15 protein-coding genes are annotated in these 14,483 nt (G+C 44.3%); 5 read left to right on the top strand and 10 right to left on the bottom strand.

Annotation, left to right across the window (positions count from 1 at the left end):
• Positions 1–106: 106 nt before the first annotated feature.
• From tatC to RTN07_RS08450, 5 genes are all read right to left on the bottom strand, one after another.
• Positions 107–832 carry a twin-arginine translocase subunit TatC gene (gene tatC, locus RTN07_RS08430; protein ID WP_312177492.1) on the bottom strand — a complete coding sequence of 242 codons (726 nt, stop codon included), beginning with the start codon at positions 830–832 and terminating at the stop codon, positions 107–109.
• Positions 833–924: 92 nt separating this feature from the next.
• Positions 925–1,686, bottom strand: coding sequence for a Sec-independent protein translocase protein TatB (tatB, locus tag RTN07_RS08435; RefSeq protein WP_312177379.1), 762 nt, complete (start codon positions 1,684–1,686; stop codon positions 925–927).
• A gap of 54 nt (positions 1,687–1,740) precedes the next feature.
• The gene (gene tatA, locus RTN07_RS08440) at positions 1,741–1,971 is read right to left on the bottom strand and encodes a Sec-independent protein translocase subunit TatA (protein WP_007117213.1); all 231 of its coding nucleotides are present in this window, start codon (positions 1,969–1,971) and stop codon (positions 1,741–1,743) included.
• Positions 1,972–2,173: 202 nt separating this feature from the next.
• Positions 2,174–3,031, bottom strand: a complete 858-nt coding sequence (hisIE, locus tag RTN07_RS08445) for a bifunctional phosphoribosyl-AMP cyclohydrolase/phosphoribosyl-ATP diphosphatase HisIE (RefSeq protein ID WP_309592884.1) — start codon at positions 3,029–3,031, stop codon at positions 2,174–2,176.
• An 88-nt stretch (positions 3,032–3,119) separates the two neighbouring features.
• Positions 3,120–3,563: an acyl-CoA thioesterase gene (locus RTN07_RS08450; RefSeq protein ID WP_312177383.1), complete on the bottom strand. Its 444-nt coding sequence runs from the start codon at positions 3,561–3,563 to the stop codon at positions 3,120–3,122.
• 494 nt (positions 3,564–4,057) lie between these two features.
• Here RTN07_RS08450 and rpmI point away from each other — a divergent pair, with 494 nt between their 5' ends.
• From rpmI to RTN07_RS08475, 5 genes are all read left to right on the top strand, one after another.
• Entirely contained in the window at positions 4,058–4,252 is a 195-nt protein-coding gene (gene rpmI, locus RTN07_RS08455) for a 50S ribosomal protein L35 (protein ID WP_036604595.1), read from the top strand.
• A gap of 48 nt (positions 4,253–4,300) precedes the next feature.
• Positions 4,301–4,660 carry a 50S ribosomal protein L20 gene (gene rplT / locus RTN07_RS08460; RefSeq protein ID WP_007117209.1) on the top strand — a complete coding sequence of 120 codons (360 nt, stop codon included), beginning with the start codon at positions 4,301–4,303 and terminating at the stop codon, positions 4,658–4,660.
• A 114-nt stretch (positions 4,661–4,774) separates the two neighbouring features.
• On the top strand, positions 4,775–5,845 hold the full coding sequence (gene pheS, locus RTN07_RS08465) for a phenylalanine--tRNA ligase subunit alpha (RefSeq protein ID WP_065262705.1): 1,071 nt from the start codon (positions 4,775–4,777) through the stop codon (positions 5,843–5,845).
• A gap of 9 nt (positions 5,846–5,854) precedes the next feature.
• Positions 5,855–8,269: a phenylalanine--tRNA ligase subunit beta gene (gene pheT, locus RTN07_RS08470; RefSeq protein WP_312177386.1), complete on the top strand. Its 2,415-nt coding sequence runs from the start codon at positions 5,855–5,857 to the stop codon at positions 8,267–8,269.
• A 123-nt stretch (positions 8,270–8,392) separates the two neighbouring features.
• On the top strand, positions 8,393–8,710 hold the full coding sequence (locus RTN07_RS08475; protein WP_007117206.1) for an integration host factor subunit alpha: 318 nt from the start codon (positions 8,393–8,395) through the stop codon (positions 8,708–8,710).
• Positions 8,711–8,856: 146 nt separating this feature from the next.
• On the opposite strand, the gene RTN07_RS08480 is transcribed toward RTN07_RS08475, so the two are convergent.
• The 5 genes from RTN07_RS08480 to RTN07_RS08500 all read right to left on the bottom strand — a co-directional run bounded on the left by RTN07_RS08480 (position 8,857) and on the right by RTN07_RS08500 (position 14,194).
• Positions 8,857–9,834 carry a MetQ/NlpA family ABC transporter substrate-binding protein gene (locus tag RTN07_RS08480; protein ID WP_096488422.1) on the bottom strand — a complete coding sequence of 326 codons (978 nt, stop codon included), beginning with the start codon at positions 9,832–9,834 and terminating at the stop codon, positions 8,857–8,859.
• Positions 9,835–9,996: 162 nt separating this feature from the next.
• A complete protein-coding gene (locus RTN07_RS08485) occupies positions 9,997–10,686 on the bottom strand; it encodes a methionine ABC transporter permease (protein ID WP_007115396.1) in 690 nt (229 codons plus the stop codon).
• 67 nt (positions 10,687–10,753) lie between these two features.
• Positions 10,754–11,491 (bottom strand): methionine ABC transporter ATP-binding protein, encoded by a 738-nt coding sequence (locus tag RTN07_RS08490; RefSeq protein ID WP_138018696.1) that lies wholly within the window; start codon positions 11,489–11,491, stop codon positions 10,754–10,756.
• Positions 11,492–11,670: 179 nt separating this feature from the next.
• Positions 11,671–13,287, bottom strand: coding sequence for a sensor histidine kinase (locus RTN07_RS08495; protein WP_312177496.1), 1,617 nt, complete (start codon positions 13,285–13,287; stop codon positions 11,671–11,673).
• Between the two features lie 169 nt (positions 13,288–13,456).
• A complete protein-coding gene (locus RTN07_RS08500; RefSeq protein WP_050324975.1) occupies positions 13,457–14,194 on the bottom strand; it encodes a response regulator transcription factor in 738 nt (245 codons plus the stop codon).
• Positions 14,195–14,483 lie beyond the last annotated feature (289 nt).

Raw genomic sequence — 14,483 nt, forward strand, 5'->3', positions numbered from 1 at the left:
ATGATAGAGATATTAATGCCAGTCGGAACATTCTTGCGGTCGGGCTTGACCGTCTTGTAGAAGGAATCCCCTCACTTTAGAGAGGGGAGGAAGTCAACCAGCCAGATTAGCTGTTGTTCTGTAATAACGCTTTTTCTTTAATAAGTACCCGCGCCATAACCAGACCCAGTTCAAACAATAACCACATCGGGATAGCCAGCATCACCATCGATAAGCCATCGGGCGGTGTCACCAATGCGGCAATAGCAAAACAACCCACGATGATGTAACGGCGTTTTTGCGCCAAGCTATCCACCGTCACTACCCCAGCCAGCACCAGTAGCAGCGTCAACACAGGAATCTCAAAGGTTGCCCCAAACACCAAAAACAGCTTGAGTACAAAATTTAGATAGCTTTCGATATCGGTCATCGGTAGCACATTGTCGGGCGAGAATTTGATAAAAAAAGCCAGCACGCTTTTGAGCACGACATAATAGGCAAACGCAATCCCCAGATAAAACAAAATCACCGATGACAATAGCACGGGTAGGGCGATACGTTTTTCATGCTTATACAGCCCTGGTGCGATAAACGACCAAATCTGGTACAAAATATACGGCATTGCCAAGATAACAGCCAGATACAGCGTCAATTTAATCGGTGCCAAAAATGACGAGGTGATATCGGTTGCAATCATAGAAGAATTGACGGGCAGCAACGCCGTTAACGGGGCGGAAAAAATATCGTAGATTTCCCGCGAAAAGCCCGCCAATGCCAAAAAAATCACCAATACCGCCGCAAAACCGTGAATCAAATGACGGCGCAGTTCAATCAAATGCTCAGTAATGGGCATATCTACCAGAGTGTTGTCTTGCGATGGTCTATCATCTTTAGCTTGTTCAATGGCTAATTGTTCAGGCGTTTTTTTGGTTTTGATAAGCTTAATCACTGGGCAACTCCACCCAAACTTGGCAACTTGTGCAGTAGCGGATCGGCTTGATAATTGGGTAAAAACGGTGGATTGGGAAGACGTCTGACACGGTCATAATCACTGAGCAAAAACCAACGATAATACATTGGCTCAGTGGCAGCAAATAGGGCTTCATGTAAGTCTTTAGCCACTGCATCGGCTTCGACATCAGCTTCTAGACTCAGCAAATAATCATCTGCTTTAGTTTCTGTCAGGTAAGATTCGTCAGATGGCTTGTCTAGTGAATTATCTAGTGGCTTGTCTGGTAAAAGCGCGGTGATATCCGTTGTTGGCTTAGCTAAATGACTAGGTGGCTTATGATTGGAAGGTTCATGACTGGGTGATTCATGGCTGAGTGGTTCAGGGGGTAGGCTAACTGCGTTAGTATCATGAACAAGACTAGGGGTTGTATTAGCCGACTGGGTGTTGTGAGCTTGCATCGAAGGTACTTTGCCATGTTGCTGTAGTTCGCTCACACTGCTGCGCAGCGCTTCCATCTCGCGCTTCATATCAACTTCAGCTTGGCGGATTTTTTCCAGCTCAAGTTGCATTTGCTTGCGCGTTTCGGCAAGGTCAAGCTCAGCTTCAATTTCTGACTGCAGCGTTGCAACCGTACGGCGGAATTTGGCATACCACTGACCTGCAGTACGCGCCGCTTGGGGGAGTTTTTCAGGGCCCAGCACAATCAGTGCAATCGCCCCAAATAACAGTAGTTCGGAGAAACCTATATCAAACATAACAACCGTGGCAGTTAGGGGTTAAAAAACCAAAGAAAAAGTAACGACTAGAGTTTAAACGTTATGTTTATCTTGTTGGGTCTGCGTGGTATTGAGTTCAGCTTTTTCGTGTTCAAGGACACGGTTTTTGTTCAGATGCTGTTCGTTTTCATCTTTGACCGCATCTTTAAAGCCTTTAACGGCACCACCCAAATCTTTACCGGCATTTTTTAGTTTTGAGGTGCCAAAAATGACCACAACAACAACCAGTAAAATTAACCAATGTGTGATTGAGAAACTACCCATGAGAATATCCTTTGATTAACCTTGACAATAGGGGTGAGGACAATATGAATTTGCAGTGTAACACATAACCATTGCGTTGGCATAAGTGTGCAAAAAACTGTGTGAAACATGGCGAATTTTTCGCACTTTTAGCCAGCAATACTCAGGAATTATCGACTGTTTAGTGGCGTTTACTTAAGGGCGCTCACTTAAGGGCTATTACTTAAGAGATTTGACGTGCGGCTTTTTCATCGATACCTGATAAGCCAAAACGTCTTGCCAATTCATTGGTGACAGCCCAAGACGGTATATTAAACCATGCCAATGTGACCATTGTGTGAAACCAGACATCAGCAATTTCATACACCAAATCTTTTACCGCGGTATCATCGGCGACGGCCTCATAGGGGGTATCGTTGGCAATATTGATATCTTTGGCAGCGATAATGGCTTCGGTGGCTTCTTCACCGACTTTTTCTAAGATTTTGTTGATACCTTTATGGTACAAGCTTGCCACGTATGAGCTATCAGGATTGGCATTTTTACGCCCAATCAATACTTCATCTAACGCGGTCAAAATATCCGCTGACGTCGTAGGCGTTTGTGTCGCATTGCTTGTTTGGGTTGGATTGCTTATTTGTGTCGAATTGCTTGCAAGCGGCGAGTGTTCATGAGTCGGTTTGGCGTTGTCACCATAAATCGCATCAGGGTCTTTGATGACCGCATCAGTAGTTTGCCATTGTAGCTGTCCGCGGTCATCGGCAAGCAGACGATAAAAACAGGACTGCCGACCCGTGTGGCAAGCAATCCCACCCACTTGGGTGACTGACAACACAATCACATCAGCATCGCAGTCTAGGCGGATTTCATGGACTTGCTGAAAATGCCCCGAGCTTTCGCCTTTGTGCCATAATTTACCGCGAGAGCGTGACCAATACACTGCTTGCATTTTTTCGGCAGTCAGACGTAATGACTCGCGATTCATCCATGCCATCATCAAAATGCGCCCTGTATGAAAATCTTGAGCGACTGCAGGCATGAGCCCATTGTCATCAAATTTTAGTGTATCTAGCCAATTCATATTCACGCCCTGTATCATACTATGCAAGCTCTAACCAAAAAAAAGCACCCATCAAGCGATGCGTGCATTTATCATAATTCATCAAGCCCTAAATCTCAAAGGGTTTCACATCTAAGGCTTCTTTGATGGTAGCTGATAACGGGATTTCTTGGCTTTGACGATAGTCATACGCCACAAAGCCCATTTTGGCATACGCTACCAATGACCCATCAAACATTCGCGAGACTTTAAACACAAAATCACCACCTAAATCGGTTAAATGCTGTACGCCAACCTCAAACAATAGTTCTTCACGCGCCCGTGCCCGATCAAGGATTTGGGTCTCGATATGATTAATGACCAAGCCTTGGTACTCAGCATTAACCTCCTTAATGCTTTTTGAATATAAAAAACGAAAACGGGCTTCGGTAAGCAATGCCACCAAATTTTCAACCGTTAAATGTTGTCCTAATCCAATTTCGGTATTGCGCACGCGCATGACGGTCTCAAACACGAAATGGGCAACTTCAATATTTTTGCTTAAAGTTGACAAGAATTCTAACCTCATGATGTTGATGAAGATGAAATAGCATTACACGTTAAACTTTACAAAAGCCTGCGAACGATAAATACCTCAAGGTTAAACAAACTAACGCAAACTTTATCCAAAATAAGGTGTATCTATCACTTTTAGCCAATATAACCGCAGTTTTTGTAAACTAAGTTGTTAACTTAATTAATGTAATCTCGCGATAGGTTTGCCAAGTCATTTATGTTAAATGATTGATATCATAGATTTTTTAAAAATCCTATAAAAATTGACCGGATAAAACTTTATTATAGTAAAAAATGTTAAAGTAGCATAAATAACATGGATGTCAAAGAAAAAATTAGTTTTAACAATAGCGTGCATTCACCAATAATTTTTGATAAAATACCGCCTCCCACCTCAAGGCAAAAAATCCAGTGTGATGAGGATTTTTTGACAAACAGGTTAACTTCACTTGATAAAGATGTTTAATCTTTGTCAAAAACGAACAAGAGGCTATCATGAAATTAAAAACTCGCCGTGGTGCTGCCAAGCGTTTTAAAAAAACTGGTAACGGTATCAAACGCAAACAAGCATTCAAACGCCACATTTTGACCAAAAAATCTCCTAAGCGTATCCGTCAATTACGTGGATGCAAATTGGTACACGTGTCTGATGAGAAACGTGTTTACCGTATGTGTCCTTACCTATAATTTATAGGTACTCAATCAACTGATATTACAAAACTTTAGGAGTAAATTATGGCTCGTGTAAAACGTGGTGTACAGGCAAATCGCCGTCATAAAAAAGTATTGGCTCGTGCAAAAGGTTATTACGGTGCGCGTTCTCGTGTTTTCCGTGTTGCTGTACAAGCAGTTACCAAAGCAGGTCAATATGCGTATCGTGACCGTCGTAACAAAAAACGTTCATTCCGCCGTTTATGGATTGCACGTATCAACGCGGGTGCGCGCTTAAATGGCTTAAGCTACAGCCGTATGATCAATGGTCTGAAAAAAGCCAGCATCGAAATCGACCGCCGTGTATTAGCAGACATCGCTATGCATGATGCGCAAGGTTTTACGGCATTGGCAGAAAAAGCAAAACAAGCACTGGCTGCTTAATTTGTTTTAAAGCGATTTTTCAAAAAGCCATTAAGTGCAAGCTTAATGGCTTTTTTTATCGCCATATTTTAGTTAAAATGCCTATCACTATTGATAACCAAGATTGCAACGCTCATGACAGAAATAACGACTGACAAACTTATCCAATATTCTGAAAATTTAACCGATATCACCCAAGACCAATTCACCCAATTTGTTCAAGATGCCAAAGCCTTAATTAGCACCGCACAAAACCCCCAAGACCTACAAAATATCCGCGTGACTTTAACCGGAAAAAAAAGTCATTTGACCACCTGGTCAAAACAGCTGGGCGGACTCGATGCCGACGGCAAAAAGACCATCGGCGGTATGCTGCATCAAGTACGCACCCAAATCAATGACAGCCTACAACAAGCACAAAGCGATTTAGAAGCCAAAGCCTTAGCTGCCAAGCTTGCCAGTGAATCTATTGACATCACCCTGCCAGCACGTGGACAACAAGCGGGTAATTTGCACCCTGTCACCATGACCGCTGAGCGTATGCAAGGGTTTTTCCGTCAAGCAGGCTTTGAAGTCGCAACAGGCCCTGAAGTTGAGAGCGACTACTACAACTTTGAAGCGCTAAATATTCCAAGCCATCACCCAGCGCGCGCCATGCACGATACCTTTTATTTTGAAAAACAGCATTTTAATGCCAATTATGTGCTACGCACCCATACTAGTTCGGTGCAAATTCGCACGATGGAAAAAGGCAACCTGCCAATTCGTATCATCTGTCCAGGACGTGTGTATCGCAACGACAGCGACCAAACTCACTCACCGATGTTCCACCAACTTGAAGGTTTATATGTTAGCGAATCGACTAATTTTGCTGAGCTAAAAGGCTTGATTCATGAGTTTTTGCAGGCGTTTTTTGGTCGCAAGCTCACGGTGCGTTTTCGTCCATCGTATTTTCCATTTACTGAGCCGTCTGCAGAAGTGGATATCCTTGCCGATACTTATGCAGGTGGGGGCAAGTGGCTAGAAGTGATGGGCTGCGGTATGGTGCATCCAAAAGTGTTGTCCGATAGCGGTATTGACCCGACCAAATACCAAGGCTTTGCATTTGGGATGGGGATTGAGCGCTTTGCCATGCTGTATTATGGGGTGAATGATTTGCGCTTGTTCTATCAAAATGATGTCAGATTTTTAAAGCAGTTTGCTTAGGGGAAAACAATGAAAATTAGCGAAAACTGGTTACGCCAATGGGCAAACCCAAACTTAAGCGCTGAGCAAATTGGCGAACAACTGACGATGGCAGGCTTAGAGCTTGATAGCTTGGATAAAGTCGCCAAAGAATTTAGTGGTGTGGTGGTTGGTGAAGTGATTGACGTCACCCAACACCCCGATGCTGATAAACTGCGCGTTGCCAAAGTGAATGTCGGTGAGCATAGCGAAGCACCCCTACAAATCGTTTGCGGTGCACCCAATGTCGCCGCTGGCGTGCGTGTGCCTGTGGCACTGGTGGGCGCCAAACTACCACCTGCACAAGGTGATGAACCCTTTAACATTAAAAAAGGCAAACTGCGCGGCGTAGAATCGCACGGTATGCTGTGTGGTGGTAGCGAGATTGACTGTGATGATGGTGTTGATGGCTTGTTAATTTTGCCAAATGATGCGCCCATTGGCATGGATATCCGAGCGTATCTTGGCTTAGACAATCATGTGCTAGATATTTCAATTACCCCAAACCGGGGGGATTGTTTTAGTGTGCGCGGTATCGCCCGTGAGCTTGCCGTGCTCAATGATTTAGCATTTCAACTACCCTTTGACCACATCACCGCAGCTGTGACCGACAACGCTAGCCAAGCGGTTAGCGTAGAGACCACGGACTGCCCACGTTATTACGCGCAACTGGTCAGTGGGCTGACAGGCACTACGCCATCACCTGATTGGATGAAAAAAGCCCTAAATGCCTCAGGCGTCAAGCCACGTAATCTACTGGTGGATGTCACCAATTACGTACTACTTGAGCTCGGTCAGCCGCTGCATGCGTTTGATGCCGATAAGTTGGTGGGCGCAATTATTGTACGCCATGCCCAACAAGGCGAAACCCTTGAGCTTTTAAATGAGCAAACCATCAGCTTACAAGGTGATGAGCTGGTGATTGCCGATGAACAAGGTGTCATTGCGTTAGCGGGAATCATGGGTGGACTTCGCACCGCAGTGACCGATAGCACGACCCGAGTGGTAATCGAGAGCGCATTTTTCAAACAGTTGGCGATTGCAGGTAAAGCACGCCGTTTTGGCTTGCATACCGATGCGTCACAGCGTTTTGAGCGCGGCGTTGATTTTGAATTGCCAAAATTGGCACTCGACCGCGCGGTCAATCTATTGGCGACATTTGGCAATGGCTCAAGTGAGGTTAGGGTTGGTCAAATCACGTTGGTTGAAAATACCGCTGAACTGCCAAAACGTACGCCAGTGACGCTACCGATTGTCAGTATCAATAAATTGTTAGGCGCGGATATCGCCACTGACAAAGCCATTGAGATTTTAAATAGTCTACAAATCAGCACCGAGTTACAAGGCGAAAATCTGGTTGCCACGCCGCCGAGCCATCGTTTTGATATCAGCTTGCCCGAAGATTTGATTGAAGAAATCGCCCGTATTTATGGCTATAACAATATTGCCAACAAACTGCCGGCGTTTACCAGTAACTTGTTTGACAATAAACGCCAAAATGATCTGCATAATCTAAAAATGAGCTTGGTCAATCAAGGTTATTTTGAAGCGGTGAGTTTTAGTTTTAGTGATGCCAAAGTCGAAGCGTTGTTTGATGGGGCGCATTTTGCTGCACCACTCGCGCTTGCCAATCCAATCTCAAGTGACTTAGCGGTCATGCGTCGTACCCTGCTGTCTAGTTTATTGCCTTGTGTGCAATATAACTTAAACCGTCAACAAAACCGCGTGCGTCTGTTTGAGACGGGTCTGCGTTTTGATGGCAGTGATATCGCAAGCTTAAACCAAGTGGACACTTTGGCGATGGTGGCAGTGGGCAGCACTCATCCAGAACAGCATCATGACAGCCGTGTGATGGATTTTTACGACCTAAAAAATGACGTCGAATCGGTTTTCCCACGGTTTTCCCAGTCGGCTATCAGTTATCAACGTAGCCAGCAGCCGTTTTTACACCCCGGTCAAAGTGCCGATGTACACTATCAAGGTAAGGTGATTGGCTGGTTAGGTCAGTTGCACCCACAGATTGCCAAAGCCTTGGATTTGCCGACCACTTGGGTGGCGCAGCTGAATTTACAGGCAGTGATTGACATGCACCAACAGGCATTGACCATTATGACGCCAAGTAAATTCCCACAAGTACGCCGTGATATCGCTGTGGTGGTAGACAAGTCGATTGCTATGCAATCAATGAAAGATACTATCAAACAAGCCGGGGGCGAGCTATTAAAAGAGGTGTGGTTGTTTGATGTATATGCTGGCAGTAATTTGCCTGAAAGCCAACAATCGCTTGCTTTTGCACTGGTTTGGCAAGACATCGAAGCCACGCTTTCTGACGAGCGTATCAATGCGCAAATGGAAGCTGTCATCGCTGCGCTACATGAACAGTACCACGCAACACTACGTATGTAATCTTGGACTAGCAAATTATGCCAGTCGATACAATGTTTTTCTTTGATTTTAAAGTAAAAATAACTATCGACTGTATTTGCTAGAATCGCTAGAATAGGAACATTTAGTAGGGTGGGTATGATAATGAATATGCAAGTTGAAGGAAAAACCTTAACCAAATTAGAAATGATCAATCATTTGATGGAAAATTTGGGCATGACGCGCCAAGACAGCCGCGCATTTGTGGAGAATTTTTTTTCAGAGTTGTCAGAGACGTTGACCAAAGGTCACCAAGTCAAGCTATCGGGTTTTGGTAACTTTGAGATTAAGGATAAAAGCCAACGTCCAGGTCGCAACCCAAAGACTGGCGAGATGGTTCATGTCACAGCGCGCCGCGTTGTTACCTTTAAAGCGGGGCAAAAAATGCGTCGTAGTATTGAAGATAAACTTTTCACAGAATAAGCGCTTTATTGTTTTTAGATTATTTCCAGTTAATTTAGGTGTTTTAAAATCAGTTAGCAAATTTTGACCGTAAAACATTCTGTCCATAAATTTTAACCATAAAAAAAAGAAGCTTAATGCTTCTTTTTTTTATACCAATTATGTCTCTATTTAGCAGCAGAGGCGGCTGCACTGGCAGCTGCTGGTGTTGCAGGGTTTTCACCCCAAATAGCTGGGTATTTGTAACCTGGGAAAGTTTTGTGGGCGTATTGTTTAAATTCTTCTGAATTATACGCATTGGTCACGTCTTTTACCCATTGTGTGTCTTTGTCTTTGGTGCGAATCGCTGACCAGTTGACATACGCATAGCTGGGTTCTTGGAACAGCGCTTCAGTCAATTTGATACCTGAGCTGGTCGCATAGTTACCATTGATGACTGCAAAGTCAACGTCAGAGCGCGCACGTGGTAATTGTGCCGCTTCTAGCTCTACCAATTTGATATTTTTTGGGTTTTCTGCGATATCATTTTTTGATGCGGTCAGTGGGTTGATATTGGCTTTAAGTTTTACCCAGCCTAGTTCGTTGAGCATTACCAGCGCGCGTGCAAAGTTGCTTGGATCGTTCGGTGCAGCCACGGTGGTACCGTCTTTGACTTGTTTTAGGTCATTTAATTTACCTGGGTAGATGCCAAGCGGTGCGGTAGGCACTTGGAAGGCTTCAACGATATCTAAGTTGTTGTCTTTTTTGAAAGTATCAAGATAAGGTTTGTGTTGGAACACGTTGATATCAATATCGCCATCGGCTAAGGCTTTATTTGGGCGCACATAATCAGAGAATTCAACCAGTCTGACTTTATAGCCTTGTTTTTCTAACTGCGGTTTGACAGAGTTTTTGACCATGTCACCAAAGTCGCCCACGGTAGTACCAATCACAATTTCAGATTTATTCGGGTCTATACCTGTACTTGCCGCTGCCGTGGTCGTTGTTGAGCTTGCGGTAGTCGTGGTCGTAGTTGTGGTGGTGCTGGCTTGTGCTGTGGTTTCGGTTTTGCTTTCAGGTTTGCTACAACCGACTAGGGCAATCCCTGCCACCCCTACGGTTGCTAGCAGCTGCGCAATATGGCTTGATAAATGCGTTAATTTCATACCTTCCTCCAAAAATGAAAAAATAAACGGACAAAACAATCAGTTTACCTTAACATATTCATAAAAAAAATGTTATTGAGAGTTAACCTATGGATATGAAATTTTTTCATAATTCCTAGAAAAACCATCAATAACAATTTTTTAAACAGCCATCAGCTAAAATTAACGTTTATCCAGACGGTGCGCCAAAATATTACCGACTGATTGGATGATAATCACCATCACCACCAATAAAATCACCATAAAAATCATCACGTCATTTTGGTAGCGGTTATAACCATAGCGAATCGCCAAATCACCGAGACCGCCACCCCCAATCATACCCGCTGCCGCACTATAAGAGAGTAAACTAATCATCAAGGTAGTGATACTTAAAATCAAACTTGAGCGTGATTCGACTAATAACACGTTACGAATAATCGTCCCTGTACTTGCACCCATTGATAACGCCGCTTCGATGATACCTTTTGGCACATCACGCAGATTTTGCTCAACGAGCCTAGCAAAGTAGAAGATACCGGCGACACTCAAAGCAAGCGATGCCGCGATTGGACCAATAGTGGTACCGACAATGAGGCGAGTTACAGGAATAATCACAATCATCAAAATCACAAACGGAAAAGCACGCATAATGTTGGTAAAGTTGCCAAGTCCTGCATACAGCGATTTGTTGTCGGCGAGCTGATTTTTACTGGTCAAAAATAGCGCGACGCCGAGCAATGTGCCAAAGATGACTGACGCAACCGTTGAGATACCCACCATAATCAGTGTTTCCCAAAAAGCTTGCCAAATTTCTGCTTTCATCCCCAAAAGATTATCAACCGCGCTTTGCCAAGTTAATGTATTTGCCATGAAATTACCCAACGATTCAATTTAAAACTTAAAAGATTATCCAGCCATCGACCATGTTTGTGCGCCGTTAATCATCACTAATCAGCAGTTGCCCAATCGGCGTGGTGGCATGAATTTGTCCCGAGTGTACGTCAGCGACTTCCAGCAATCTGCCTTTATCAAGCAGAGCAACGCGGTTACACAGCTTGCGAATCACGGACATTTCATGGGTCACAATCACAATAGTGACGTTAAACTTGTCATTAATATCCTTGAGACAGGCTAACACCGATTTGGTGGTCGCAGGGTCGAGCGCAGAGGTAGGCTCATCGGCGAGCATTACATGAGGTTTGGGCGCTAACGCCCGTGCGATACCTGCCCGCTGTTTTTGACCGCCAGAGAGCTGGGCAGGGTAGTGGTCGGCGCGATTGACCAAATCGACAATTTCAAGGCATTCCATCACCCGCGGCATGATGGCTGTTTTTTCCCAACCGGCAATTTCTAGGGCAAAGGCAATATTTTGTGCCACCGTGCGATTTGCCATCAGATTAAACTGCTGAAAAATCATCCCGATATTTTGGCGGGCATGGCGCAAATCGTGGGTGGACAGCGAGGTCAGCTCCTTGCCATCAATGGTGACCGTGCCGCTATCTGGGCGTTCAAGTAAATTAATCAAGCGTAGCAAGGTGGATTTGCCTGCGCCCGAATAACCCATCAAGCCAAAAATCTCGCCTTGTTGGATTGAGAGCGATGTCGGTTCTACCGCGGTAAACCAGTTGCCATCTTGGGTTTGGAAGCGTTTGGTAACGTTATCAATGGTAATCATGATAATAAAAAATTTTGCAGTGGCTAAAAGAGGGTAATTTTAGCACAGCTCGTCGTCAGCGTTTAGTCGCTTTAACGAATAAATAAATGCCGAATGGTAGGTTTATATGAATAGTAGAGGAGAAAACCGAAAAAAATTGTGACAAAACCATACTATAGGCAGAGCAGAGTTAAAATCGGTTAAGATTGGGTGATAGGTAATGTGACCAAAAAGCGGGTATGACCATGCAATGTGTCGGTGATAATACTACCGCCATGGGCTTTGACAATTTGCGCGACTAAAGATAGCCCGAGCCCTGAACCTTTTTTCTCTTGTTGTAGCCGTACAAATGGACTAAAAATATCGGTGCGTTTGTCTTCAGGAATGCCTGTACCTTGGTCGATAACCGCAATACACACCTGATGAAATTCTGGCAGGTGCACAATGTCAGATTTTTTACGTGAAAAAATAGACGATTTATTCTTTGGTTTATTAGCCAGTTTGCTCGAAGTTGCCTCGCTATCTGCAGTGTCCGTTGCTTTGTTTGTTACTGGGGGTATAGTGGTCGCTGACATCGTAGTATCAAAGGTCATGTCATCGTCGTTTGTAGGGGCACTGCTAGTATCTTTTATAGGGGCGGGGAAAGCTATCTTATCTTTTTGAGCATCGGTATCTTTTGTACTCTCTTGCATCGCTGTTGGGGCATCAATTGCCAGTTGATTACCCGCATCATCAATGGCATACAGCTGTACACTCACAGGTGGGACGCCATGAAGATGGGCATTGTCGAGCAAATTACGCACGAGGTGGGTGAGAAGTTTGGCTTGCCCTTGAATGATAACGTGACCACCCGCAAAGCTAGCTTGTGGGTAGTGCTGAATCTCGTTTTTAATTAACTCATATAAATCGACGTCTTCTACTTTTTCTATCGCATGACCGGCATCCATACGACTGACGAGCAAAATACTTTCCACCAAATCATTAAGACCCGTCAAATCACGGTTGATGGCATCAGCACGTTTTTGTACCTTATCTTGTATTGTTTTGTCAAACTGACTTGCCAGCATCGTCATCATTTCAACTTGTAGACGAATACGGGTAATTGGTGTGCGAATCTCATGTGAGGCATGTGCTAACAGCAGTTTATTGGCATTCATCAAGGTTTCGATGCGCTCGGCGGTTTGGTTAAAACCGCGCGCCAAAATGGTAATTTCATCGTTGCCCACAGGCGTGACACGGGCAGAGAAATCGCCATCACCCAATTGGGTGATTTGCCGACTTAGCTGGTTGATACGCCATGTCATGGTACGCGCAATCATCCATAACATGCCCGACATGATGAGCAGCAGTAGCAAGGTGCCTGTCAGTAAATTAATCGCGGGCGAAATCGCACGGCGGTTACTAAGTTTTGATTGGTATAACAGCACATAACCCGATTGGCTATTAACTCGAATTTCGGTCGGGTGTTTTGGATCATCTCTAGGAAACAAGGATAAAAAAAATGGCGGGTTTGGCGGTAATGTGGCAGGCAGCCCACGCATAATCATAATCGCTTCGCCACTTTTGCCATCATATAGACCAAATTTGGCGTTGAGTGAATCGCTATAGATATTAAAACTACGGCGCACGAGGGCAAGTAGATAGCGGGTTTCGAGATTTTTTTGTTGGTTCTGTGCCGTGCGCAGCTCAACTAGTAGCGGGTCTAGCTGCTGGGTGACTTGGCTGGCAATGACTTGGTGGCGGGTGTTGGCAGAGGTATCGTGTACCAAGTGGCTTAAAACTACCATTGCCCCAGCAAAAATGACCAATGCCAGCATAACGCTGGCAAATAACTTGCTAAATACACTGTTAAATTTTATGCCGCTCAATCGCACACAGAATCCAAAAATCGTGGGTCATCACAGGTTATTATAATAGCTTTACTAGCATAAATAACCAAAGATAATGACCTTTTGCGTGTTAAATTTGTCAAGCTATCTTACACTGTTACACTTGGTCAGTGGCAAACTGATAGCCGACACCACGCACCGTGATAATGCGTTTTGGCTGACGAGGATTGTCTTCAATCAGCGCGCGCAGACGCGAGATATGCACATCAATGGCACGGTCGATGTTATCACTGCTGTCATCGTTTGGCATCGCATGCCACAGCTGTTCACGGCTCAGTACTTTACCTGAGTGGGTAGCAAAGTAATGTAATAATTGAAATTGGTGGGTGGTCAAACGCACCGGCTCATCATCAATCGTCACTTCATGACTATCTGGATAAACCTTTAAGCGACCAAATACTAAGTTATCTTCTTTTTGCTGGTGAAGCGGCAGGTCGTGACGGCGCATGACCGCACGGATACGCGCCAACAATTCACGCGGTTCAAATGGTTTTGAGACATAATCATCCGCGCCCATCTCAAGCCCCAATACGCGGTCAGTAGTGTCACCTTTGGCAGTGAGCATGATAATCGCCGTTTGCGCCAGACGACTATCTTTGTGCTGACGAATACGTTGACATACTTGCATGCCATCCATATCCGGCAACATCAAATCTAAAATCACCAAATCAATGGATTTGGCAGGGTTAAATAGCATCTCTAACCCTTCTGTTGCGGTTGGGGCATGCTGAACCTCATAATAATTCATGCCCAAATATTCGCTAATCAACTCGGCTAAATCTGGATCATCCTCAATCAATAGTACGGTTTTAGTACCACTATTATTATCTTCCATCACCAACTCCAAAAAATCTCTAAAATAAATCAGTTGTTATTATTGCTTTTGCTTATCAAAGCCAGCATTCTATCATCAATCAAGAGCCTATAATCATAAGCAAGAGATTATTATCATAAAGCAAGAGACTGCCAATATGATAGTGTCTTACACAGTTTTATAAAACTTCTTAGCTGCCAATCATACAGCTATCAATCACACAGCCCAATTAATCCAATTAATGCATAGCCCAATTTAAAATTGTACTGGGCTACTCATTCTTAAGTTTCTTTACACTGTATAAAATTGT

Source organism: Moraxella sp. CTOTU46934, from assembly GCF_031979465.1.
In the GTDB taxonomy this organism is placed as follows: Bacteria; Pseudomonadota; Gammaproteobacteria; order Pseudomonadales; family Moraxellaceae; genus Faucicola; species Faucicola tetraodonis.

Bases quoted from the DNA above. Each gene is read 5' to 3' on its own strand.
- tatC (WP_312177492.1), bottom strand. From the start codon at position 832: ATGCCCATTACTGAGCATTTGATTGAACTGCGCCGTCATTTGATTCAC.
- tatB (WP_312177379.1), bottom strand. From the start codon at position 1,686: ATGTTTGATATAGGTTTCTCCGAACTACTGTTATTTGGGGCGATTGCA.
- tatA (WP_007117213.1), bottom strand. From the start codon at position 1,971: ATGGGTAGTTTCTCAATCACACATTGGTTAATTTTACTGGTTGTTGTT.
- hisIE (WP_309592884.1), bottom strand. From the start codon at position 3,031: ATGAATTGGCTAGATACACTAAAATTTGATGACAATGGGCTCATGCCT.
- rplT (WP_007117209.1), top strand. From the start codon at position 4,301: ATGGCTCGTGTAAAACGTGGTGTACAGGCAAATCGCCGTCATAAAAAA.
- pheS (WP_065262705.1), top strand. From the start codon at position 4,775: ATGACAGAAATAACGACTGACAAACTTATCCAATATTCTGAAAATTTA.
- pheT (WP_312177386.1), top strand. From the start codon at position 5,855: ATGAAAATTAGCGAAAACTGGTTACGCCAATGGGCAAACCCAAACTTA.
- RTN07_RS08475 (WP_007117206.1), top strand. From the start codon at position 8,393: ATGAATATGCAAGTTGAAGGAAAAACCTTAACCAAATTAGAAATGATC.
- RTN07_RS08480 (WP_096488422.1), bottom strand. From the start codon at position 9,834: ATGAAATTAACGCATTTATCAAGCCATATTGCGCAGCTGCTAGCAACC.
- RTN07_RS08485 (WP_007115396.1), bottom strand. From the start codon at position 10,686: ATGGCAAATACATTAACTTGGCAAAGCGCGGTTGATAATCTTTTGGGG.
- RTN07_RS08490 (WP_138018696.1), bottom strand. From the start codon at position 11,491: ATGATTACCATTGATAACGTTACCAAACGCTTCCAAACCCAAGATGGC.
- RTN07_RS08495 (WP_312177496.1), bottom strand. From the start codon at position 13,287: ATGCTGGCATTGGTCATTTTTGCTGGGGCAATGGTAGTTTTAAGCCAC.
- RTN07_RS08500 (WP_050324975.1), bottom strand. From the start codon at position 14,194: ATGGAAGATAATAATAGTGGTACTAAAACCGTACTATTGATTGAGGAT.